This is a genomic window from Nocardia sp. CA-084685 (genome assembly GCF_050955785.1).
Classification (GTDB): domain Bacteria; phylum Actinomycetota; class Actinomycetes; order Mycobacteriales; family Mycobacteriaceae; genus Nocardia.
This window is the reverse complement of the sequence record NZ_CP192094.1, coordinates 2503738-2523400: the sequence shown is the minus strand read 5'-3', so window position 1 is coordinate 2523400 and position 19663 is coordinate 2503738. Positions and strand designations below refer to the sequence as shown.

18 protein-coding genes are annotated in these 19663 nt (G+C 66.0%); 7 read left to right on the top strand and 11 right to left on the bottom strand.

What is annotated here, in order from left to right:
• Window positions 1-34 precede the first annotated feature (34 nt).
• On the top strand, window positions 35-577 hold the full coding sequence (locus ACQP2U_RS11370; RefSeq protein WP_433714639.1) for a low molecular weight protein-tyrosine-phosphatase: 543 nt from the start codon (window positions 35-37) through the stop codon (window positions 575-577).
• Entirely contained in the window at window positions 577-1437 is an 861-nt protein-coding gene (locus ACQP2U_RS11365; protein ID WP_433714638.1) for an SURF1 family cytochrome oxidase biogenesis protein, read from the top strand. The genes ACQP2U_RS11370 and ACQP2U_RS11365 overlap by 1 nt, the downstream gene beginning before the upstream one ends.
• A 13-nt stretch (window positions 1438-1450) precedes the next feature.
• On the opposite strand, the gene ACQP2U_RS11360 is transcribed toward ACQP2U_RS11365, so the two are convergent.
• Entirely contained in the window at window positions 1451-2368 is a 918-nt protein-coding gene (locus ACQP2U_RS11360) for a cobalamin biosynthesis protein (RefSeq protein WP_433714637.1), read from the bottom strand.
• 145 nt (window positions 2369-2513) lie between these two features.
• Here ACQP2U_RS11360 and sigJ point away from each other — a divergent pair, with 145 nt between their 5' ends.
• On the top strand, window positions 2514-3461 hold the full coding sequence (sigJ, locus tag ACQP2U_RS11355) for an RNA polymerase sigma factor SigJ (RefSeq protein WP_433714636.1): 948 nt from the start codon (window positions 2514-2516) through the stop codon (window positions 3459-3461).
• 40 nt (window positions 3462-3501) lie between these two features.
• Here sigJ and ACQP2U_RS11350 read toward each other — a convergent pair whose 3' ends face one another.
• The 3 genes from ACQP2U_RS11350 to ACQP2U_RS11340 all read right to left on the bottom strand — a co-directional run bounded on the left by ACQP2U_RS11350 (window position 3502) and on the right by ACQP2U_RS11340 (window position 7005).
• A complete protein-coding gene (locus ACQP2U_RS11350; RefSeq protein ID WP_433714635.1) occupies window positions 3502-5001 on the bottom strand; it encodes a serine hydrolase domain-containing protein in 1500 nt (499 codons plus the stop codon).
• A 43-nt stretch (window positions 5002-5044) separates the two neighbouring features.
• The gene (gene ald / locus ACQP2U_RS11345) at window positions 5045-6160 is read right to left on the bottom strand and encodes an alanine dehydrogenase (protein ID WP_433714634.1); all 1116 of its coding nucleotides are present in this window, start codon (window positions 6158-6160) and stop codon (window positions 5045-5047) included.
• Between the two features lie 77 nt (window positions 6161-6237).
• Entirely contained in the window at window positions 6238-7005 is a 768-nt protein-coding gene (locus ACQP2U_RS11340) for an MBL fold metallo-hydrolase (protein ID WP_433714633.1), read from the bottom strand.
• Between the two features lie 71 nt (window positions 7006-7076).
• On the opposite strand from ACQP2U_RS11340, the gene ACQP2U_RS11335 reads away from it, so the two are divergent.
• From ACQP2U_RS11335 to ACQP2U_RS11320, 4 genes are all read left to right on the top strand, one after another.
• Window positions 7077-8048 (top strand): GlxA family transcriptional regulator, encoded by a 972-nt coding sequence (locus ACQP2U_RS11335; protein ID WP_433714632.1) that lies wholly within the window; start codon window positions 7077-7079, stop codon window positions 8046-8048.
• A gap of 152 nt (window positions 8049-8200) precedes the next feature.
• Window positions 8201-8716 (top strand): gamma carbonic anhydrase family protein, encoded by a 516-nt coding sequence (locus tag ACQP2U_RS11330; RefSeq protein WP_433714631.1) that lies wholly within the window; start codon window positions 8201-8203, stop codon window positions 8714-8716.
• A 167-nt stretch (window positions 8717-8883) separates the two neighbouring features.
• On the top strand, window positions 8884-9069 hold the full coding sequence (locus tag ACQP2U_RS11325) for a hypothetical protein (protein ID WP_063040439.1): 186 nt from the start codon (window positions 8884-8886) through the stop codon (window positions 9067-9069).
• Window positions 9070-9215: 146 nt separating this feature from the next.
• Entirely contained in the window at window positions 9216-9836 is a 621-nt protein-coding gene (locus ACQP2U_RS11320; protein WP_397037963.1) for a TetR/AcrR family transcriptional regulator, read from the top strand.
• A gap of 3 nt (window positions 9837-9839) precedes the next feature.
• On the opposite strand, the gene ACQP2U_RS11315 is transcribed toward ACQP2U_RS11320, so the two are convergent.
• From ACQP2U_RS11315 to ACQP2U_RS11285, 7 genes are all read right to left on the bottom strand, one after another.
• A complete protein-coding gene (locus ACQP2U_RS11315) occupies window positions 9840-11828 on the bottom strand; it encodes an Eco57I restriction-modification methylase domain-containing protein (RefSeq protein ID WP_433714630.1) in 1989 nt (662 codons plus the stop codon).
• Window positions 11829-12456: 628 nt separating this feature from the next.
• Window positions 12457-13818, bottom strand: coding sequence for a C4-dicarboxylate transporter DctA (gene dctA / locus ACQP2U_RS11310; RefSeq protein ID WP_433714629.1), 1362 nt, complete (start codon window positions 13816-13818; stop codon window positions 12457-12459).
• Between the two features lie 147 nt (window positions 13819-13965).
• A complete protein-coding gene (locus ACQP2U_RS11305) occupies window positions 13966-15399 on the bottom strand; it encodes an acyl-CoA carboxylase subunit beta (protein WP_397037967.1) in 1434 nt (477 codons plus the stop codon).
• Between the two features lie 200 nt (window positions 15400-15599).
• Window positions 15600-16850, bottom strand: a complete 1251-nt coding sequence (locus tag ACQP2U_RS11300; RefSeq protein ID WP_433714628.1) for a KasA/KasB family beta-ketoacyl-ACP synthase — start codon at window positions 16848-16850, stop codon at window positions 15600-15602.
• Window positions 16851-16860: 10 nt separating this feature from the next.
• Window positions 16861-17160 carry a meromycolate extension acyl carrier protein AcpM gene (gene acpM, locus ACQP2U_RS11295; protein ID WP_107655016.1) on the bottom strand — a complete coding sequence of 100 codons (300 nt, stop codon included), beginning with the start codon at window positions 17158-17160 and terminating at the stop codon, window positions 16861-16863.
• 122 nt (window positions 17161-17282) lie between these two features.
• The gene (locus ACQP2U_RS11290; protein WP_433714627.1) at window positions 17283-18197 is read right to left on the bottom strand and encodes an ACP S-malonyltransferase; all 915 of its coding nucleotides are present in this window, start codon (window positions 18195-18197) and stop codon (window positions 17283-17285) included.
• Between the two features lie 128 nt (window positions 18198-18325).
• The gene (locus ACQP2U_RS11285; RefSeq protein WP_397037973.1) at window positions 18326-19660 is read right to left on the bottom strand and encodes a PucR family transcriptional regulator; all 1335 of its coding nucleotides are present in this window, start codon (window positions 19658-19660) and stop codon (window positions 18326-18328) included.
• Between the last annotated feature and the right edge of the window lie 3 nt (window positions 19661-19663).

The following is a 19663-nucleotide window of genomic DNA, read 5'->3' as shown; positions in this document are numbered from 1 at the left end:
CCTACGTGGCGGTCCATCGGGACGACCGGCCAGAATGGCTGTCGTGGGTGAGTTGCACGTGTCGTTCGTCTGTACCGGCAACATTTGCCGATCGCCGATGGCGGAGAAGATGTTCGCGGTACATCTGTACCGCGAGGGACTCGCCGACCGCGTGCGGGTCAGCAGCGCAGGCACCGACGGCTGGCATGCCGGACAGGACGCCGACGCCCGCACCAACGCCACCCTGCGCCGCCACGGCTATCCGACCGGCCACATCGCCGCGAAATTCGGCAATCAACACCGCGGCGCGGACCTGCTGATCGCCCTCGACTCCGGCCACGAACGCCGCCTCGCCACGCTCGGCATCCCATCGGAGCGCCGCCGCCTACTGCGCAGCTTCGACCCGGCCGCCGACACCCTCGACGTCCCCGACCCGTACTACGGCGACAACACCGACTTCGACCTGGTCCACGACCAGATCGAAGCCGCCATCCCCGGGCTGTTGGACTGGGTCCGCGCCGCCCTCGCCGCCAATGGGCCCGGATGCAATCCAGACCAATCAGTCTCTTACGAACCCGTTCCCGACGGACGCCCGTGATGCGCCGTCTGACGTTCCTCTTGCGCCCGAGCTGGCTGATCCTGGCCGTGCTCGTGGCGGCCTTCGCCTATCTCTGCTTCACCGTCCTCGCGCCGTGGCAACTCGGCAAGAACACCACCACCTCGCACCGCAACCAGTTGATCGCCGATTCGGTAGACGCTGCTCCGATCGATATCGCCACCGTCCTGGACGACGAGAGCACCGATTCGCACGCCGAATGGCGCCGGGTCACGGCGACCGGCAGCTATATGCCGAACTCGACCGTGCTGGTCCGTCTGCGCCACCTCGACGGCGCGCCCGGCTACTCGGTACTGGGCACCTTCAAACTCGACGACGGCCGCATCCTGCTCATCGATCGCGGTCTCGTCGGGGCCGTGGACGGCTCCCGCCCACCGCAGATTCCGGACCCGCCTACCGGACCGCAGAAGATCGAGGCGCGCATCCGGATGTCCGAGGGCGTCACCCCCGGTAAGGACCCAACGGTTCAGGATGGGTACCGCCAGGTGTACTCGGTGGACACCACACAGGAAATGACCGTCCTGCAGCAGCCCCTCACCGTCATCCATACCGGCGAACGCGGCGGCTACTTGCAGCTCAGCGAAAACCAGCCCGGCGCGTTCACTCCCACTCCCCTACCGCAACTCGACGCGGGTCCCTATCTCTCCTACGGCCTGCAATGGCTGGCCTTCGGCATCATGGCTCCCCTCGGCCTCGGCTACTTCATCTACGCCGAGATCCGCGAGCGCCGCAAGGAAAAGGCCGCGGCCACCCCGCAACCCACCCCGGCCGAAACCCCGACCGCCGCACCCGCATCCACCAATGAGCAGCGCCTGGCCGACCGCTACGGCGGTACTCGCTGACCGAGTCCGCCGGTCAACGACGCAGAATCGACCAGAGCGCGGCGCTCAGGACCGCACCCACCTGGATCGCCTCCGACATGCGTACCGCGCGCCGGAGATCCGCGACCCGAGGTGCGGCGCCGTCACCGAGAGTTGGACGCAGTTCGGTGCCGTACCGGTACTGCGTCCGCCCGCCGAGCTGGACACCGAGCGCACCTGCCATCGCGGCCTCGACGACCCCCGCATTGGGGCTGGGGTGCTTGGACGCGTCTCGTCGCCACGCGTGCAGCACATCGGCCGGATGACCGCCCACCGCAGGGGCCAAGGCAGCGGTGAGCATGCCGGTGATGCGCGCGGGCAGCAGATTGGCCAGATCGTCGACGCGGGCGGCGGCCCAGCCGAAGCGCAGGTACCGGTCGTTGCGGTAGCCGATCATCGCGTCGAGTGTGTTGACGGCGCGATACCCGAGCAGGCCGGGTGTCCCGGCGACAGCTCCCCACAGCAGCGGCGCGACCGTCGCATCCGAGGTGTTCTCGGCAATGGATTCCACTGCGGCGCGGGCCAATCCGTCCGCATCGAGCACCTCGGGGTCGCGTCCACACAGTGACGGCAGCAGTGCCCGCGCAGCCGCCACGTCACCGGATTCGAGCCGGTCGGCCATCTCGCGTCCGGCGCGCACGAGGCTGCGACCGCCGAGCACCGTCCATGTCGCCAACGCGGTGGCGACTACCCCACCGCGCCGTAGCCCGAACCCGAACGCCGTTGTCGCACCGACCAATACCAGTTCGTGCACGACTCCCGCCGAACGCCGATCGGTGTAGGTCAGCTGCTCCAGCGCAACTGCCGCCGTACCGAATCCAGCCACCGGATGCCATCGGCGTGGATCACCGAATACGCGGTCGAGTGCGAAGCCGAGCATCAGCCCGGCCGCCTTGGAAGTCCCCGTTCGCACCCGGCGAGGGTAACCGGTCACGGCGAGCGACCGGCCAGCGCGCCGTGGGAGCCGAGATGTCACACTCGCTGGACCTGCGTCGTCATCAGCATGACGACACATAAGCTCGCCCCTGCGGGGGCCGCACGACCGAACGGCGAGACCAGTGACTGACCAGCCTTCCTCCGAACCGATCGACCAGGCCGAGCTGGCTCGGCGTTTCGAGGAGCACCGGCCGTATCTGCGCAGGCTCGCCTACAGCACCCTCGGCAGCCTCACCGATGCCGATGATGTGGTGCAGGAGGCATGGCTGCGACTGCAACGCCAGTACGAGGCCGGGACCGCGGGCGAAATCGAGAATCTGCGGGCCTGGCTCGCCACGGTCACCGGGCGTCTGGCCCTCGACCAGCTCGGGTCGGCGCGCAACAGGCGCGAGCAGTACGTGGGTGAATGGCTGCCGGAGCCCGAGGTCACCACCTGGGACGATCCGGCCGATCGGATCACGCAGGACGAGCGCGTCACCACGGCGCTGCTGGTCGTACTGGAATCCCTCTCACCCGCCGAGCGCACCGCATTCGTCCTGCAGGATGTTTTCGGTATGAGCGGTCCCGAGGTCGCCGAGGTCGTCGGGCGCACTCCGGCGGCCGTGCGGCAGCTCGCCTCGCGTGCACGCAAGCGCGTCGAGGACGGCACACCCCGCTTCCCCGCCTCACCGGATGAGCAGGAGAAGGTCGTCTCGGCCTTCGCGGTCGCCTGGCGCTCAGGGGATCTGAGCGCGCTGCTCGGCGTGCTCGATGCGAATGTCAGCCTGACCGCCGATGGCGGCGGCAAGGTTCCCGCCATCCGCCAGCCCGTGCGCGGCGCCGAGCTCATCGCGAAGATGCTGCTCGGTTGGTACCACGCCCCATCCGCGGCGGGCGCATGGGGCCGCGCGGTTCTGGTCAACGGTGCGCCCGGTCTGGTCGTCTTCGACGGCAACCACACCGGCGTCTTCTCCTTCACCATCGATAACGGCCGCATCGTCGCCATCAATGTGGTCCGCAACCCGGACAAGCTGCACGATCTGCCCACCGAAGGAGCCCCCGACTGGTACCTCGGCCCGAACGCAGACTAACCGACAGGGCCCGGACATTTCGATGTGCGGGCCCTACCGGCTAGCCGGTAACCGGCGTTTCTGGCTCGACATCGGTCCCGGAGCGATTGCGCCGCGACACAATGAGCCACCCGCCGCGAGCCAGAACAACGCAAACGCCCGCCAACGCGGCAATGCCGAGAAACACAACGAGACCAGGCCAAACGTAGGTCACCTGGAGGAAAGTCGGAGCCCGACCGCGGAACACCAGCCCTGCGAGCTCCGGCAGCGCGATCATGATCGGGATCGGGGCCAGATAGGGCAATTCGCGCACGGCGATCAGCCAGATGGGGCGATCCTGCCTATCAGCCCAGCGGCGCGATCGCACCAGGCAGAACCCACCGACACCGATCGTCGCGAGCGTCAGCAGTGCCATCCCCCTGTCGGCGTAGATGCCCCACGGGCGGTGCACGTCCGGCGACTCACCCTGGGTCAGCTCGACCAAGCCCTGCGCGATGATCTTGGGATCGTCCTCGAGTGCCAAGCCGGTATCGGCGATGACCGCGATCCCGTAGCCCGTGTCGGGTACCAGGACCTGCGCGGCGGTGTAGGTGAACCAGTCACCGTAGTGCACGATCTGATCGGATTGTGCCCGCTCCCAACCCATTCCGTAATCGTCGTCACTGACTCCAGAGGGTGTGTGCATGTCGGTCACCGCAGCCGACGACACCACCCGGCGCCCGTCCGGTGCGACGCCGCCGTTGTTCTGGGTGATCAACCATGCGGCCAGGTCGGTGGCCGTGGTGATCACCCCGTGGCTACCGCCGACGAACCAATCGGGCTCGGCAACCGGTATCGCGAATCCGTATGCCCGAATGTATCCGTGGGTCACATCCTCGGCGTCACGCGCCGAATTCACCGTCGTACTGTCCCGCATTCCAATGGGCCCGAATATATTTCGCCACACATAGTCCGCGAACGGTTCTCCGCTGACCACCTCTACCAACCGAGCCGCCACCTGGTAATTCGGGTTGTGATAATGGAATTCCGTCCCGGGATCGGCGGCGAGTTTCGCAGCATGCAGTCGCTCGACCGCACCGGCCAGCGAATCCGCCTGCGGCCGCCGTAGATCGGGAAAGGCGGTATCCGACATTCCGGACGTCTGATTCAACAACTCACGCACCGTGATCCGGTCACCGCGCGAATCGGCCAGCCGAAAGTCCGTGACATAGTCACGCACCGGCGCATCGAGACGCACCTTGCCGGCATCGACCAACTGCATCACGGCCAACGCCGTCATGGATTTGCTCACCGAAGCGATCGGCATACGCGTCGTCGCGCTGATCGCCGCACCGCTCGAATCGTGCCCGTACCCTGCGACATAGACGATCCGATCACCGTGGGTAATGGCGATCGAAGCCCCCGGCAACCGCGTCCGGGAAAGATATTCGGACATATACCGATCCACCGCGGCCGGATCGACGCCTTGCGCCGCCGGTGCCGCGACCGCCGCACCAACCGACGGCAATACCACCAGAAGCAACGCAACCACCACTACCCGCCGCAGGAATTCCGCAGTCACCGCTTTCGCCCTTCTCATTGCGCGGCCGCGCAATCGCACCACGTCAGCCAGCCAACCCAACCGGTTCGGGCATCGAATATCCGTGCGCCTCCGCGACCTCCGCCGATAAGAGCCGCCCTTTATCCGCGGTGGCCCCGTGTGCGAGATCGGGATGCGTGCCGCACGCCTCCCGCCACCCGTGATCGGCAATCGCGCGCACATACGGGAGGGTGGCATTGGTGAGCGCCACCGTAGCGGTGTGCGGCACCGCTCCCGGCATATTCGCCACACAGTAATACAGCGAATCGGCCACGCGGAAAGTGGGATTCGCATGCGTGGTCGGATGTGAACCGGCGAAACATCCGCCCTGATCAATCGCGATATCGACCAGCACCGAGCCGGGCCGCATACCGTGTACCAGTTCCTCGGATACCAGCTTCGGCGCCCGCGCACCCGGCACCAGCACCGATCCGATGACCAGATCCGCCGCCAGCACCGCCCGCTCGATTTCGACCGCATTCGAGGCCACGGTGCAGATGCGCCCATCGAACCGCGCGTCGAGTTCGCGCAAGCGCATCAGATTCGTATCCAGCACAGTGACTTTCGCACCCATTCCGGCCGCGACGGTGGCCGCGTTCGTCCCCGCGACACCACCGCCGAGCACCACCACATCGACCGGAAGCACTCCCGGCACCCCGCCGAGCAATAGCCCGGCACCGCCGAGCGGCGCCATCAGGTGATATGCGCCGACCTGCGGTCCAAGCTTGCCCGCGACCTCGCTCATCGGTGCGAGCAGCGGCAGCGACCCATCCGCCGCGCGCACCGTCTCATAGGCGATCGCGGTGATTCCGGACCGCAGAATCGCATCGGTGCACTCGCGCGACGCCGCCAGATGCAGATACGTGAACAGCACCTGCTCGCGCCGCATCCGCGGATACTCCTCGGCGATCGGCTCCTTGACCTTCAGAACCAGCTCGCCCTCCCACCACACCTGCTCGGCGGCGGGCACCATCCGCGCACCCCCGGCCACATAGTCCGCATCCGAAAATCCGGACCCCACCCCCGCACCGGCCTGAATCAGCACCTCGTGCCCGTGCCGCACCAGTTCCCCGGCACCGGCAGGGGTCAGCGCCACCCGAAACTCCTGCTCCTTGACCTCCCGCGGAACTGCGATCCTCATATCGCCATCGTGGACCACCGATGGTCCCGGCGCCACGTACGCCGCGCTGGACGGACCGTAGGTTTTCCCAGGGCCGCTCACACGGCGAACGTCTCACCCAACTTCGGAATGCGCAGTTGCTCGCTCCGACCGGCGTAACCGAAATTCCGCTCCAGGCGTTCGAGCGTCTCACTGAAATGCGCCCAGCCCTCGGCGTGCACTGGCACGATCACCGCATCACCCAACGCCTCGGCGGCCTGCACCGCGGTACGGGCATTCAGCGTGAGATCGATATCGCCGAACCGGCCGACATTCGCGGCACCGGCGAACAGAATCGCGATATCGATCCGACCGATCCGCGCCACGATCTGCTCGACCAACTCGACCGAGGCATTGTCACCCGAGACGTACACGGTCGGCAGGCCCTCGGCCTGCAAGACGAACCCGGTGACCACGCCGGTCTGCGACTCGCACCCCGCAGGGCCGTGCAGTGCGGGCACACCCGTCACGCGCACCTCACCCAATGTGACGGTCTCCCAATTCGCCAGTCCCCGAACGCCGTCGATGCGTTCGGCGGCATCCGGCGTCGACAAGACGGTCGGCACGGTGGAGAGGAACGCACGGCCGGAGTGGTCCAGATTGTCGTCGTGCTGGTCATGCGAGAGCAGCACGACGTCCACCGGTCCCACCCGGTCGACGGGAAGCGCCGGGCCGGTGAGCTTGTGCAGCGTGATCGGACCCGGGTAGTCACCCGGAGCATCGAAGGTCGGATCGGTCAGCCACGTCAGGCTGCCGTACCGAAAGCGCAGGGTGGGCCCGCCGATGTGCAGGGCTTCGAAGGTGGTGCGTGCGATCGTCTCGGTCATGGGATCAATACTTGTCGCCCCGATATTCGATCAATAGTGGCCCGCGAGCCGCTTAGCGATAAGATCGGGCCATGCGTTCCGTCGCCGCGCTGGCCTTCGATGGGGTCATCCCCTTCCATCTGTCGGTACCGACGCTGGTTTTCGGCCGGGTCGGCACCGAGGGCACACCCGACTATCGCGTCGAGGTGTGCGCCGAACGGCCGGGCACGCTGCGAACTCCGGCCGGTTTCGACATCGTCGTGAAAACCGGACTCGACGCCTTCGAGCGCGCCGACCTGGTGGTTATCCCGAGCTGGCAGCGCGGCATGGGCCTGTCGCCGCAACTGCGCGACGCACTCCGTGCCGCACATGCCAGGGGCGCCCGGATCGTCGGCCTGTGCCTCGGTTCCTTCGCGGTGGCGGCGAGCGGTCTCGCGGACGGTAGGGAAGTCACCACGCACTGGGCCGCGGCCGCCGAATTGGCCGCGACCTATCCGAGAGTCCGGGTCCGCGCCGACACCCTCTGGACCGACCTCGGCGATATCGTCACCTCCGCGGGCGTCGCCGCCGCACTCGATTGCTGCCTGCACCTCGTCCGCGACGACCTCGGCAGCCGCGCCGCCACCGAACTGGCCAGGTCGCTCGTCACCGCCCCGCACCGCAGCGGCTCCCAGGCCCAGTACATTCCGGTGGCCGTACCCGAAGCCGCCGACGATGATCCGATCGAACGCGCGATGGTCTGGGCGCGAACGAATCTCGGTGAGCCGATCGACCTGGATAGTTGGGCGCGCATCGCGCTCATGTCGCGACGCACCTTCACCCGTCGCTTCCGCGAACGCACCGGGAACAGTCCGCAGCAATGGCTGCTGCAACAGCGCACCGACCGCGCCCGACTACTCCTGGAATCCACCAGCGAGACTATGGATCGCATTGCCGCCGAAACCGGCTTCGGCACCGCGGTCAGTCTGCGCCACCACTTCCACCGCATTCTCGGCACCAGTCCGGCCGCGCACCGCGCGCTCTTCGCGGGGGCACCGGTACCCGAATACGCGGCCGCGCAGTAGCAGCGACGCCGATTGCGATGCCGCCGACCGTCTCGTCCCAGTTCGCCCACACCGCAGGCTCCATCCGGCTGTGTTCGCCGCCGCAGGCTTCCACCCAGCCCTTTTCGGCCCCCCGCCAGCTCTGCCAGCATCCGCCCCCTTATGTTTTCGACATGAGGATCGAGGTAAGCGGACATACACCCGAAATCGACGAGACCGCGTGGATCGCACCCAACGCCACCGTAATCGGACGGGTGCGACTCGCCGCCGAGGTGAGCATCTGGTACAGCGCGGTCCTGCGCGGCGACCTCGAGGCAATCAGCGTCGGCGCGCGCACCAATATTCAGGACGGCTGCGTCCTGCACGCCGACCCCGGCTTCCCGCTCACCGTCGGCACCGGAGTCTCGGTGGGACACAATGCGATCCTGCACGGCTGCACCGTCGGCGACGATGTGCTCGTCGGCATGGGCGCCACGGTGCTCAATGGCGCGGTGATCGGTGCGGGCAGTCTGATCGCCGCCAATGCCCTGATTCCGGAAGGCGCGCAAATACCGCCGGGCTCGCTGGTCGCGGGTGTACCCGGCAAGGTGCGTCGCGAGTTGAGTGCGGCCGAGCAGGACGGCATCCGACTGAATAGCGCTGTGTATATACACAACATGGCAAACCACCGCGACGCGAAGCAGCTGTGAGACAGAGCACACTGATCAAGTGACCAAACTAAATCGCTGATAGCATTTTTGCCAGCGTGCCCGGTGTCCCGGGATCTCCCGCCGACGCAGCTGTCGAGTGGCCTGTAGCGCGGAGGGCGAGCCCACCGGGATGGTGGCCGCGCAGCGTGCAGGTAGGAGGTATCACGGTGGCGTACGTGCAGCAGAGTATGCACCGGCCGTCGGGGCGGATCAGCGTGGCCGATATCGCGGCCCAACCGGGTGGGATCGAGGCGCTACAGCGGCGAGTGCATGAGTTGCGCTCCAGTGGAGTGGATTTCGCCGCCAATGCGATCGAAAAGGAGATGGCGGAGCTGGATCTGCCGCGCACATAGTCGCGCGTGCGCCTGTCGTGTGTCGAGCTCCGGTACCGATCCGCGGTCGCACCGTCGCGCCGCGGTGAAATAATGAACGGCACTCACCCGCACCGTCGCGACGCCCGCCACCACCGGCGTCGTGAGCCGATTCGACTGGAGCCTCGATGCCGACCGTTCCGCCCATCCTCCAGCGCATCCTGGAAAAGCCCGTCGGCGACGGCGAGAAGCTGCTGGAGAGTGCGCTCTCGGCATTCCTGGACTTCGGCATCAAACGCACCAGCATGGGCGAGATCGCGCGGCGGGCCGGAATCAGCCCGGCCACCCTGTATCGCCGCTTCGAATCGAAGAACGATCTGGTCGAGGCGGTCAGTGTGCGCGAGGCACAGCGTTTCGTCGCCGAGATCGATAAGCGGGTACAGAAGGTCGACGGCGTCGAGGAACAGCTGATCGAGATCTTCGTCGCGGTCATTACCGCGATCGCGGGCAACGAGCTGTTGCGGCGGCTGCTGCGCACCGAACCCGATCTCATCCTGCCCCGGCTCACCACCGAGGCGGGACCGATCATCGCGGTCGGGCGCACGTATCTGGCGGAGAAATTGCGTGAACTCCACAGTGGTGCCGATGACGGTTTCGACTTCGAACTCGTCGCCGAGATCATGGCGCGGCTGGCACTGTCGCTGGCATTGACGCCCGACGGACTCATTCCGATCGACGATGTGGCAGCGGGTCGGGATTTCGCGCGACGCACCCTGCTACCGATGGTCGGTGTCCGCGCGAGCGCATAACCGTCAACGCATGTCGAACACCCGGGTGCCGAATGCGGCCGCTACCCACTCATCGAGCAACCGGAGCGAATTCGGATCGGGCTCCCGGCCGTCGTCGATGAATTCCCGCACCAGTTCGACAACTCCGCCCGCCCGCATCGTGGTGGGATCCGGCAGCGGCAGTCGCGACACATACTGGGTGATCCACCGCCGCCGACCCGAGTACAGCCGATTCCCACACACCGCATCGTAGAACCGCAGGCCCAGTGCTGAATTCGCGACGCCCATCAGCAAATACGCCAACCGCTCCGCGGCGCCGTCGACCCCGAGATCGGCCAGCGACATCCAATAGCAGTCACCGTTGACCACCGCCCCGGACCGATCCAGGGCGAATCGCGGTCGCTCACTGATATCGGGAAAGACCACCTTCGGCACCCGCCACAGATGCGGCCGCTGCGGCACCCAGATCTCGAACCATTCCCTGCCGCTGTCGGTCAGATATTTCCGCCCGGCCAATGTATCCCGATGTGACTCCAAATACGCTGCGGCACCGGGAAATTCTTGCAGGTCAACGGGCATGCGCGCGGGCGCGGCCGTGTCGTATGGATACAGCACCCGCACATCGCGCTGCCGCGAGATCCGCCACGGATCGACATCCTGATGGGTGATCAAATCGAAGAGCAACTCCCCCTCCGGCCGCGGCCGCACCTCCCCCCAATGATCGGAAATGAACACCCGATCCGCAGTTGTTTTGATACCCACTCGAATCCGCCCCACGGCGCCGAATGTCCGCCAAGTCCCCGCCGCCACCTCGGCCAACCATCTGTCGACCTCCGGCCGCGACATTCGCCAAGCGCCGCTGTCCTCGGCCACGTCACACCTCGCATCCGCACCGTCATCCGCACCGAACGCGGCGGCCCGCCAGACCTCAACCGGCTCGCTTCGGATCGCTCGATTACCTGTTATCCGATAGCTGGACGCCCCACCGACCACCGCCTGCTCACCTGTCGCCAACGTGCCGACTTCGACCGCGAAAGTGCGCCCACCATGCTCGACGCAGTGACTGTGTTCAGCCGCCAGAGCTTCGAAAAGGTCTGTTCCACCAACGATTTCGGGAGTATCCACCTCGTAGGCCGAAACATAGCGGCAGACCGCGTGCGCTGCGGTCCGAGTGGCGATGGTGACCGCGGGCAGCACCGCCGCCTCGAACAACTTCGTATCACCCAGGTCGTACAGTTCGACCGGAACCAACTCGGTGCGCAGCAGACTGCGAATATTCGCACCGGCCTTGGTGGTGAGAAACCGGTTGGCGCACAGCAACCCGAGCACCCCACCCGACCGCAGCAGCCGCGGCGCGACCGCGACGAATGGATGGGTGAGATCGATCCGCCCACGCAGCCCGAACTGCTTGCTGAGCAACCGCGCGGTCTTCCCTCCCAATTGCTGAGTCCGCACATACGGCGGATTGGTGATGATCGCATCGAACGACCCCGCCGCGATCCCCGCCGATTCGGTCAAGAAATCCCCGATATGCCACTCGACCGCGACCCCCGCGTCCTGCGCCCGCTCCCGCGCCACCGCCACCCCGGCCGCATCCAAGTCGTATCCGACCAACTTCACCCGCACCCCCGGCAATAATTCCCCCGCAACCTGATCCAGCGCGAGCAGCAGCTCACCGTCCCCACAGGCCGGATCGAGCACGCGTAGCACCCCTGCGCCCGGCACGCGCAGCCCAGCCCCCCGCACACCAGTGCCCAGTGCTGCTGTGTCCCGCTCTTCGCCGTCAGGCGTCCCAGTCCCGAACAACGTGGCCCGTCGCCCCTCCTGCCCAGGTCCCGGCTCTGCCGTCCGCACGTCCGGCGCCACAGCACGAGCAACTCCCGACGGCCCGACATCAGCTGGCAGCGGCGCATGTTCGAGCAGCCGCCGCGCGAGAAACCGCGCCAGGGCCGGTGGCGTGTAGTGCCTGCCGTGCCGTTTGCGGTCGCGCGCGGCGGGCTCGCCGGAATTCATTCCTCGGATTCTGCCCCGTCGCGGCGCAACCGAGGCGATAACGCGGTCGACCGGATCTCGGGTCGCCGCCGGCGGACCCGCCGTACGGCGTCCGGCGAAGCGGCGCATGAGCAGGTTCATCTATCCAGCGGTAGAGCACGGCCGCCATCGCTGTCTCGACGATCAGGCTCAGCCCTGCGAACCCGAGCCAGCCGACCAGACCGAAACCGGCACCGCGGTCATCGGTGCGAGCAGCAGCGCCGACATCTTGTAGTTCACCGGCACAACCCAGGGTGGCCGCGAAAGCGACGAGCAACCAACAGTGGCAAGTCCAGCCTGGTATTGCGCCAACGCCCCCCAGCTACCAGCCGCGTGCCGAGCACACCGAGGAAGCGCTCGGTCAGCCGCGACGCCCGAAATGTGCAGCTGAGCCAATACGACGGCGCCACCGGGATATCCGGCTGCGCGGACCAGGCCGGTGACGCATGCAACTCGAAGCACGGCGACACATCCCCCGGAACAAGCTGCGGCGCACAAGCATTCGCAATGCCTTTCGTGCCGGGCACCCACGGCCGCCTTCTGCTCGACCAGAATCCCTGTTCGATCAGCCGATCCCTACGAGGCTGGTGCGCCCGGCGGGCACTGATGCTCATGCCGCTGAGTAGTCGACCATCGGGTCCTTATCTTCCAATGGCGGCACCTCTTCCCCGTCCAGCACCTTGCGCATTCGCTCCGAATCCAATTGCCCCTCCCACTTCGCCACCACGAATGTCGCGACGCAATTGCCGAGCAGATTCACCGTGACCCGCATCGAATCCATCAGCCGATCGGCCCCGAGCAGCAGCGCGACCGCCGCCACCGGAATCGACCCGTGTCCGATCGCACTGATCGTCGCCGACAGCGCCAAGAAGGACGATCCCGGGACGCCCGCCATACCTTTCGAAGTCAACATCAGCACGCCGACCGCCGTGACCTGCTCGCCGAGACTCAGATCCACCCCGAGTGCCTGCGCCAGGAACAGCACGCAGATGGACAAATACAGCGTCGCACCATCGAGATTGAACGAATACCCGGTCGGTATCACCAGCCCCGTAGTGGCCCGCGAACACCCGGCCTCGGTCAGCTTGATCATGATCCGGGGCAGCACCACCTCGGTCGACGCGGTGCCCAGCGCGAGGAACAGCTCATCCTTGATGTATTTGACGAGCTTCCACAGACTCACCCCCGCGAAAATCCGCACCACCATCGCGAGCACCAGCAGGAACAGCGCCGCCGCCACATAACAGCAGGCGATCAACTTGCCATAGCTGCTGAGCGCGGAAAGTCCGTACTGCCCAACGATGTAGGCCATCGCCCCGAACGCGCCGAGCGGCGCCAATTTCATGATCCAGCCGATAATCGTGAAGAAGATCTTCCCGACGTGATCGACTGCCTCCAGAATCACCGGCGGGCCGTGTTCGCCGAACTTCGCCAGCGCCAATCCGAACAGCACCGCGAAGAACAACACCTGCAGCAGCGCATTTTCCGCGAATGCCGAAATCACCGATGCCGGAATGATATTCAGCAAAAAGTCGACGGTATGCGGCAGCTCGCCGTTCTTGGTGGTCTTGGCGATCTTCTCGGCGCCGGTCGCCAGGGTCTGCGCGTCGATATGAAAGCCCGCACCCGGCTTCACCAGATTGCCGACCAGCAAACCGAAGAGCAGCGCGAAGGTGGTGATCGCCTCGAAGTAGATCAGCGCCTTCACCCCGATCCGCCCCACCGACTTCATATCGCCCACATGGGCGATGCCGAGCACGACCGTGCAGAAGATGATCGGCGCGATCACCATTTTGATCAGCTTGACGAACCCGTCGGCCAGCGGTTTGAGATCCGCGCCGAAGCCGGGCCACAGCTTGCCGACCACAATTCCGGCCACGATCGCCACCAGCAGTTGCAGGAAAAGCGACCGGTACCATGGTGGTTTGCGCACCGGGTCGGTAGCCGCGGTGGATTCGATCGTCACGCTCATGCGCGCAACGTACGAGCTATTCGTATCGCCGAAGTTTCAACTATATTGCCGCGCGGAAACTCAATCGTCACCCCAGCTCGGACAACCGGAACAATACGAACGAAAAGCGGCCCAGGGAAATCCCGAGGCCCGCTTTCCCAACCGCATTTACAGCGGAATGTTCTTGTGGTGACTTTTGCGCACCGGCGCCGCCGCCAACGCCGCGGCAATGGTGCTGCGCGTCTTGGCTGGGTCGATGACCTCGTCCACCACACCGATCGCTATCGCCCGCTCGACACCACCGGCAATGCGCTCGTGCTCGATCGTCAGCCGCTCATGCAGCGCCTCACGCTCTTCCTCCGGCGCGGCCGCGAGAGCCTTCTTGTGCAGGATGCCGACCGCGGCCTTGGCGCCCATCACGGCGACCTCGGAACCGGGCCAGGCATACACCGCGGTCGCGCCGAGGGAACGGGCGTTCATCGCGATATAGGCGCCACCGTAGATCTTGCGAGTGACCAGCGTGACCCGCGGCACCCGAGCCTCGGCGAATGCGTGCAGCAGCTTCGCACCACGGCGCACCACACCTTCCCACTCCATGCTGACGCCGGGCAGGTACCCGGGCACATCGGTGAGCACGACCAGCGGAATGCCGAAGGCGTCGCACAACCGCACGAAGCGCGCTGCCTTCTCGGCACTTTCGGAGTTCAGGCAGCCACCGAGGCGAATCGGATTATTGGCGAGCACACCTACGGTGCGCCCGGCGAGCCGTCCGAGACCGGTGACAATGCTGCGGGCATAACCGCCCTGCAACTCCTCGAACGAGGACTCACCGTCGACGTTGTCGAGCAGCTCGTGAACGATCGGCTTCACGTCGTAGGCACGCTTGGCCGATTCCGGCATCATCGCCTTCAGATCGACATCACCGTGCGCGGCCGCGACCAGATCGAATTCGCCCTGTTCGGCGAACATCGACACCAGGCGCCGACCACGGTGCAGCGCATCGGCCTCGTCGTTGGCGACGATGTGCGCGACACCGGATTTCTTGCCGTGCGTTTCCGGACCGCCCAGGGTGGCCATATCGACCTGTTCACCGGTCACACTGCGCACCACATCAGGACCGGTCACGAAGACCCGCCCCTCCGGCGCCATGATCACGATGTCGGTCAGCGCGGGACCGTAGGCGGCGCCACCGGCCGCGAAACCGAGCACCACCGAAATCTGGGGCACCAGGCCGGATGCGCGAACCATGGCCTCGAAGACCAGACCGACCGCATGCAGCGCCTCGACACCCTCGGCCAGGCGAGCGCCGCCGGAATGCCAGATGCCGACCACCGGAATGGCGGAATCGATGGCGGTGTCGATCGCGTCGACGATGTGCTTGCAACCCGCCACGCCCATCGCGCCACCCATCACGGTGGCATCGGAGCAGTAGGCAACGGTGCGGACACCGTCGACCTCGCCGATCGCGGCGAGCACCCCGGACTTATCGCGCGGATGCAGCGGGAGAACGGTTCCGGGGTCGAAGAAGCGTTGGAGCCGACCGAGCGGATCACGCGGATCGGTTTCAGTTTCTGGTCGAAACGCGGGAGCCATGATTGTCATCGCGTTTACTCCTCACTTCAAAGCAAGTGCGCCGCTACCGCGGCTGCGTATGGCGAACACCGGTGGGGTCGACCGACGTTGGCGTTGGTCGACCCCACCGGAGATCGTTGTGCAGTCTGTCCGGTCTGCACGGGCGAGCCCGGAGGCACGCATGCGTAACCACGGAGGGCTCGGCACAGACCAAATCGGATACCGAGCGGCTATGCCCGACCGAAGGCGAGCGCGACGTTGTGCCCACCGAATCCGAACGAGTTGTTGATCGCGTACTCGATCTCCTGGCGGCGGGCCTCGCCGTGCACCACATCCAGATCGATCTCCGGATCCTGGTTGTCCAGGTTCAGCGTCGGCGGGACGAGGCCGTCGCGGATGCTGAGCACGGTGAGAATCGATTCGAGTGCACCGACCGCGCCGATCGAGTGACCGAGCGCCGACTTCGGCGCGTACACCGAAGCGTGGTTGCCCACGGCCTTGTTGATCGCGTTCGCCTCGGCGGTATCGCCGATCGGGGTAGCGGTCGCGTGCGCGTTGATGTGGGTGATGTCCTTGGGCGTGAGACCAGCGGTCTGCATCGCCCGCGTCATCGCCCTGGCGGCACCGTCACCCGTGGGATCCGGTGCGACCAGGTGGTAGCCATCGGAGGTGATACCGGCGCCGAGCAGGCGCGCGTGAATCGTCGCGCCACGAGCCTTGGCGTGCTCCTCGGTCTCGATGACCATCAGCGCACCAGCTTCACCGAAGACGAAGCCGTCACGATCGGAGTCGAAGGGACGCGAGGCGCCCTTCGGGTTGTCATTGCGGGTGCTCATCGCGCGCATCATGGTAAATGCCGCGATCGGCACCGCGTCGATGAAACCCTCAACGCCACCGGTAACGACCATATCGGCGTCACCCATGACGATCATTCGCCACGCATTGGCGATGGCCTCGGAGCCCGATGAGCATGCCGAGACCGGAGTGACCACTCCTGCCCGGGCCTTCAATTCGAGACCGACGACGGCCGACGGACCATTCGGCATGACCATCTGAACAGCCAGCGGCGAAATCTTGCGATAGCCACCGTTCTTCAGCTTGTCGACCGAGTCGATGAGGGCGTCGCCGCCACCGAGCCCGGTACCGATCGCCACACCCAGCCGTTCCGGGTCGACCTCGGGGCTACCCGCGTTCTGCCAGACCTCACGACCGAGTACGGTCGCGAGCTGCTCGACGTAGGCCATGCGCCGACATTCGACACGGCTCAGCAGGGTCTCTGGCCGGACCTTCAGGTGACCGCCGATGCGGACCGGAAGGTCGTACTCCTCGACGAAGGGGTCCTCGAGAACGTCGATTCCGCTCTCGCCATTGAGGAGTCCCTTCCACGTCGCATCGACATCACCAGCGATCGACGTGGTCGCCGCCAGGCTTGTAACGACGACGTTGGGGAAGTTCCCGTTCAAAGTGGAAGGAGTGGTCACGGTGTCGGCCCTACTCGGCGTCGAACTTGGCCTTGAGCTCCGCGGCCGCGTCAGCGTTCTCGGCCTCGAGCTTCTGGATGTAGCCGACAGCGTCGCCGACCGTCTTCAGGCTGGCCAGATCCTCGTCCGGGATCTTGACGCCGTACTTGTCCTCGGTCTGAACCGCGATCTCGACCATGGACAGCGAGTCGATGTCCAGGTCATCGACGAAGGACTTCTCGATCGTCACCTCGGAGGGCTCGATACCGGTCACCTCTTCGATGATCTTGCCGAGTTCCTCGACGATTTGTTCCTGGGTCAGAGCGGCCACTTCGTGGCTCCCTTCTTATCTACTTTGTAGGGCTTCACTGTTGTTTTTCGAATCAAGCGAGCCGATGGTTACCGTTCGCTCGGTCACGATCGCGTATTTGATTACACGGTCGCGGGGGAAAGCTAGCCGGAAATGGTGAGTCCGGCCAACGCGGGGAGGTCTTCGGGGGTCTTCATGGCCAGTGTTGGTGTGCCCTTCAGTTCCCGTTTTGCGATGCCGACGAGCGTGCCCGCCGGCGGCAGCTCCGCCACTGCCGACACCGCCGCTGCACGGACGGTCTCGGTGCACAGATCCCACCGGACGGGCCGGGTGACCTGCGCCGCGAGCTTAGCGACAGCATCGGCCCCGGAGGTAACCGGCTTGCCGTCGAAGTTCGAAAGCAGGGTTCTGGTCGGTTCGTTCGGCGCGATCTTGGATATGGCGTCCGTCACAGCGTCCTGAGCCGGAGCCATGAACGCGGTGTGGAACGCACCCGCGACGGGCAACGCACGCACCCGCGCCTTCTCAGGCGGGTTGGCGGCGAGTTCCGCCAGGGCGGTCAAACGTCCGGCGGCCACGATCTGACCCGCGGCATTGCGGTTGGCCGGGACGAGTTCGAGCTCTTCGAGCCGGGCGAGCACGGCGGCCTCATCACCACCGAGCACGGCGGACATGCCGGTCGGCTCCAGTGCGCACGCCTTGGCCATCTCCGCACCGCGGATCGCGGCCAATCGCACCGCATCGTCGGCGGAGATGACTCCGGCGACCGCTGCGGCGGCGAGTTCACCGACCGAATGCCCAGCGACGATGCTATCGGCCGGAAGTGAATCCGACTCGATTTCCGCGAAAGCCAGCAGTGCGGCCGCGACGACAAGCGGCTGGGTCACGGCGGTATCGGTGATCTCCTCGGCCGTCGCGGTGGTGCCGAGCCGAACCAGATCCAGGCCGGAGGCCTTGGACCAGAGGGCGAGGCGATCAGTCGCGCCGGGAAGGTCGAGCCAAGGCGCGAGCATGCCGGGTGTCTGGGACCCCTGTCCTGGGGCGAGCAACGCGATCACACTCTCTAGACAACACTGTGAGGTGTGCCGCACGAGATGTCGACGCGAATGAACCTTGCCGAGCGCTTTTGTGGGAGTCCCACAAAAGCGCATGTGGGTTGTTCCGATCGGCCGTTGCGCTGGATGCGTTACAGGCCTTCGTGCCCTACCGGGAATTGAGTGACTTCTGGGGTAGAAGTTGACGATTCGTTACGGGTTCGTGTCAAACGACCTACCGTGGCGGCAATCTGAAGCACGTACGCATCCCGCGGATTCATCGGATCCCGACCGGTGATTTCCGCTATCCGCTTGAGGCGATAGCGAACCGTATTTGGATGAACGTACAGCTGACGCGCACACGTCTCGACCGCTCCACCGCAATCCAGATAGGCCTCGAGAGTGTCGGCCAGCGCCGATCCGGCGGCAGCCAACGGTAGGACAAGATACTCGTTCAAGGCGTCGATTGCAGCTCGGTCACCCAACAGGGCGCGCTCCGGTAACAATTCGGCAGCGTGCACCGGTCGCGGAGCCCCGCGCCAGCCGACAACGGCCTCCATTCCGGCCAGTGCCTCCACCGCGCTGGCATGCGCGGCGCCGAGGGTGCGCATGGTCGGGCCGATCACCACGGGACCGTCGGAGAACACCTCGGCCAGCAGATCCGCGAGAAATGGGGAGGCATAAGAGGTATCGCCCAGATTCCCGCTGACCACCATCACCAGCCGCGATCCCTGGACCACGGCCAGCGCCGCACGACCGTGCCGCGCGGCGATGGTATGCACCGCGCCGACCATCGAAACGCCCTGATCCCCCGGCGGCGTACCGACCAGCACCGTCGCCGGTGCGGTGGCGTCCCAGTTCAGGGTCGCGGCCCGCGAGAGCATGTCCGGGCCGGTATCGCCGCGCACGACCGCGTCCACGACCAGCGCCTCGAGGCGGGTGTCCCATGCGCCGCGAGATTCCGCGGCGCTCGCGTACACCGAGGCGGCAGCGAATCCGAGCTCGCGCCCGTAGCGCAACACCGCCTCGGTGAGTGCGACCAGCTGCCGATCGTTGCGCGCGAGCGCGGGCAGCCATTGTTCGAAGAACTCCATGGCCACGCGGACCATGTCCACGGTCTGGCGCAGCGTCAACCGCCGCGCCAGATCCTGCGGGATCACTTGGAAGGCATCCAGGCTGAACCGGATATCGCTATCGGGATCCTGGAGCCATTCCAGGAAGTTCACCACCGCGGTCTGCACCAGCATCTGCACGCCCGCGCGTTGCGCGGCATCCAGATCGGCGAAGAACGGCAACCGATCCTGCATCGACCCGACCGCCTCGGTGGAGAGGCGTCCGGAGAACTGCTTCACGCGTTTGAGCAGCGTGTCCGGCAGCGGGTCGCGGGTTTGCCGGTTCGGGGAGAGCGCGCCCGTCGGCAGATACACCTCGTGCTCGGAGGAGCCCTCGGAGATCCGACGCGGCCGCGGCGGTTTACGTTCCACCATCCA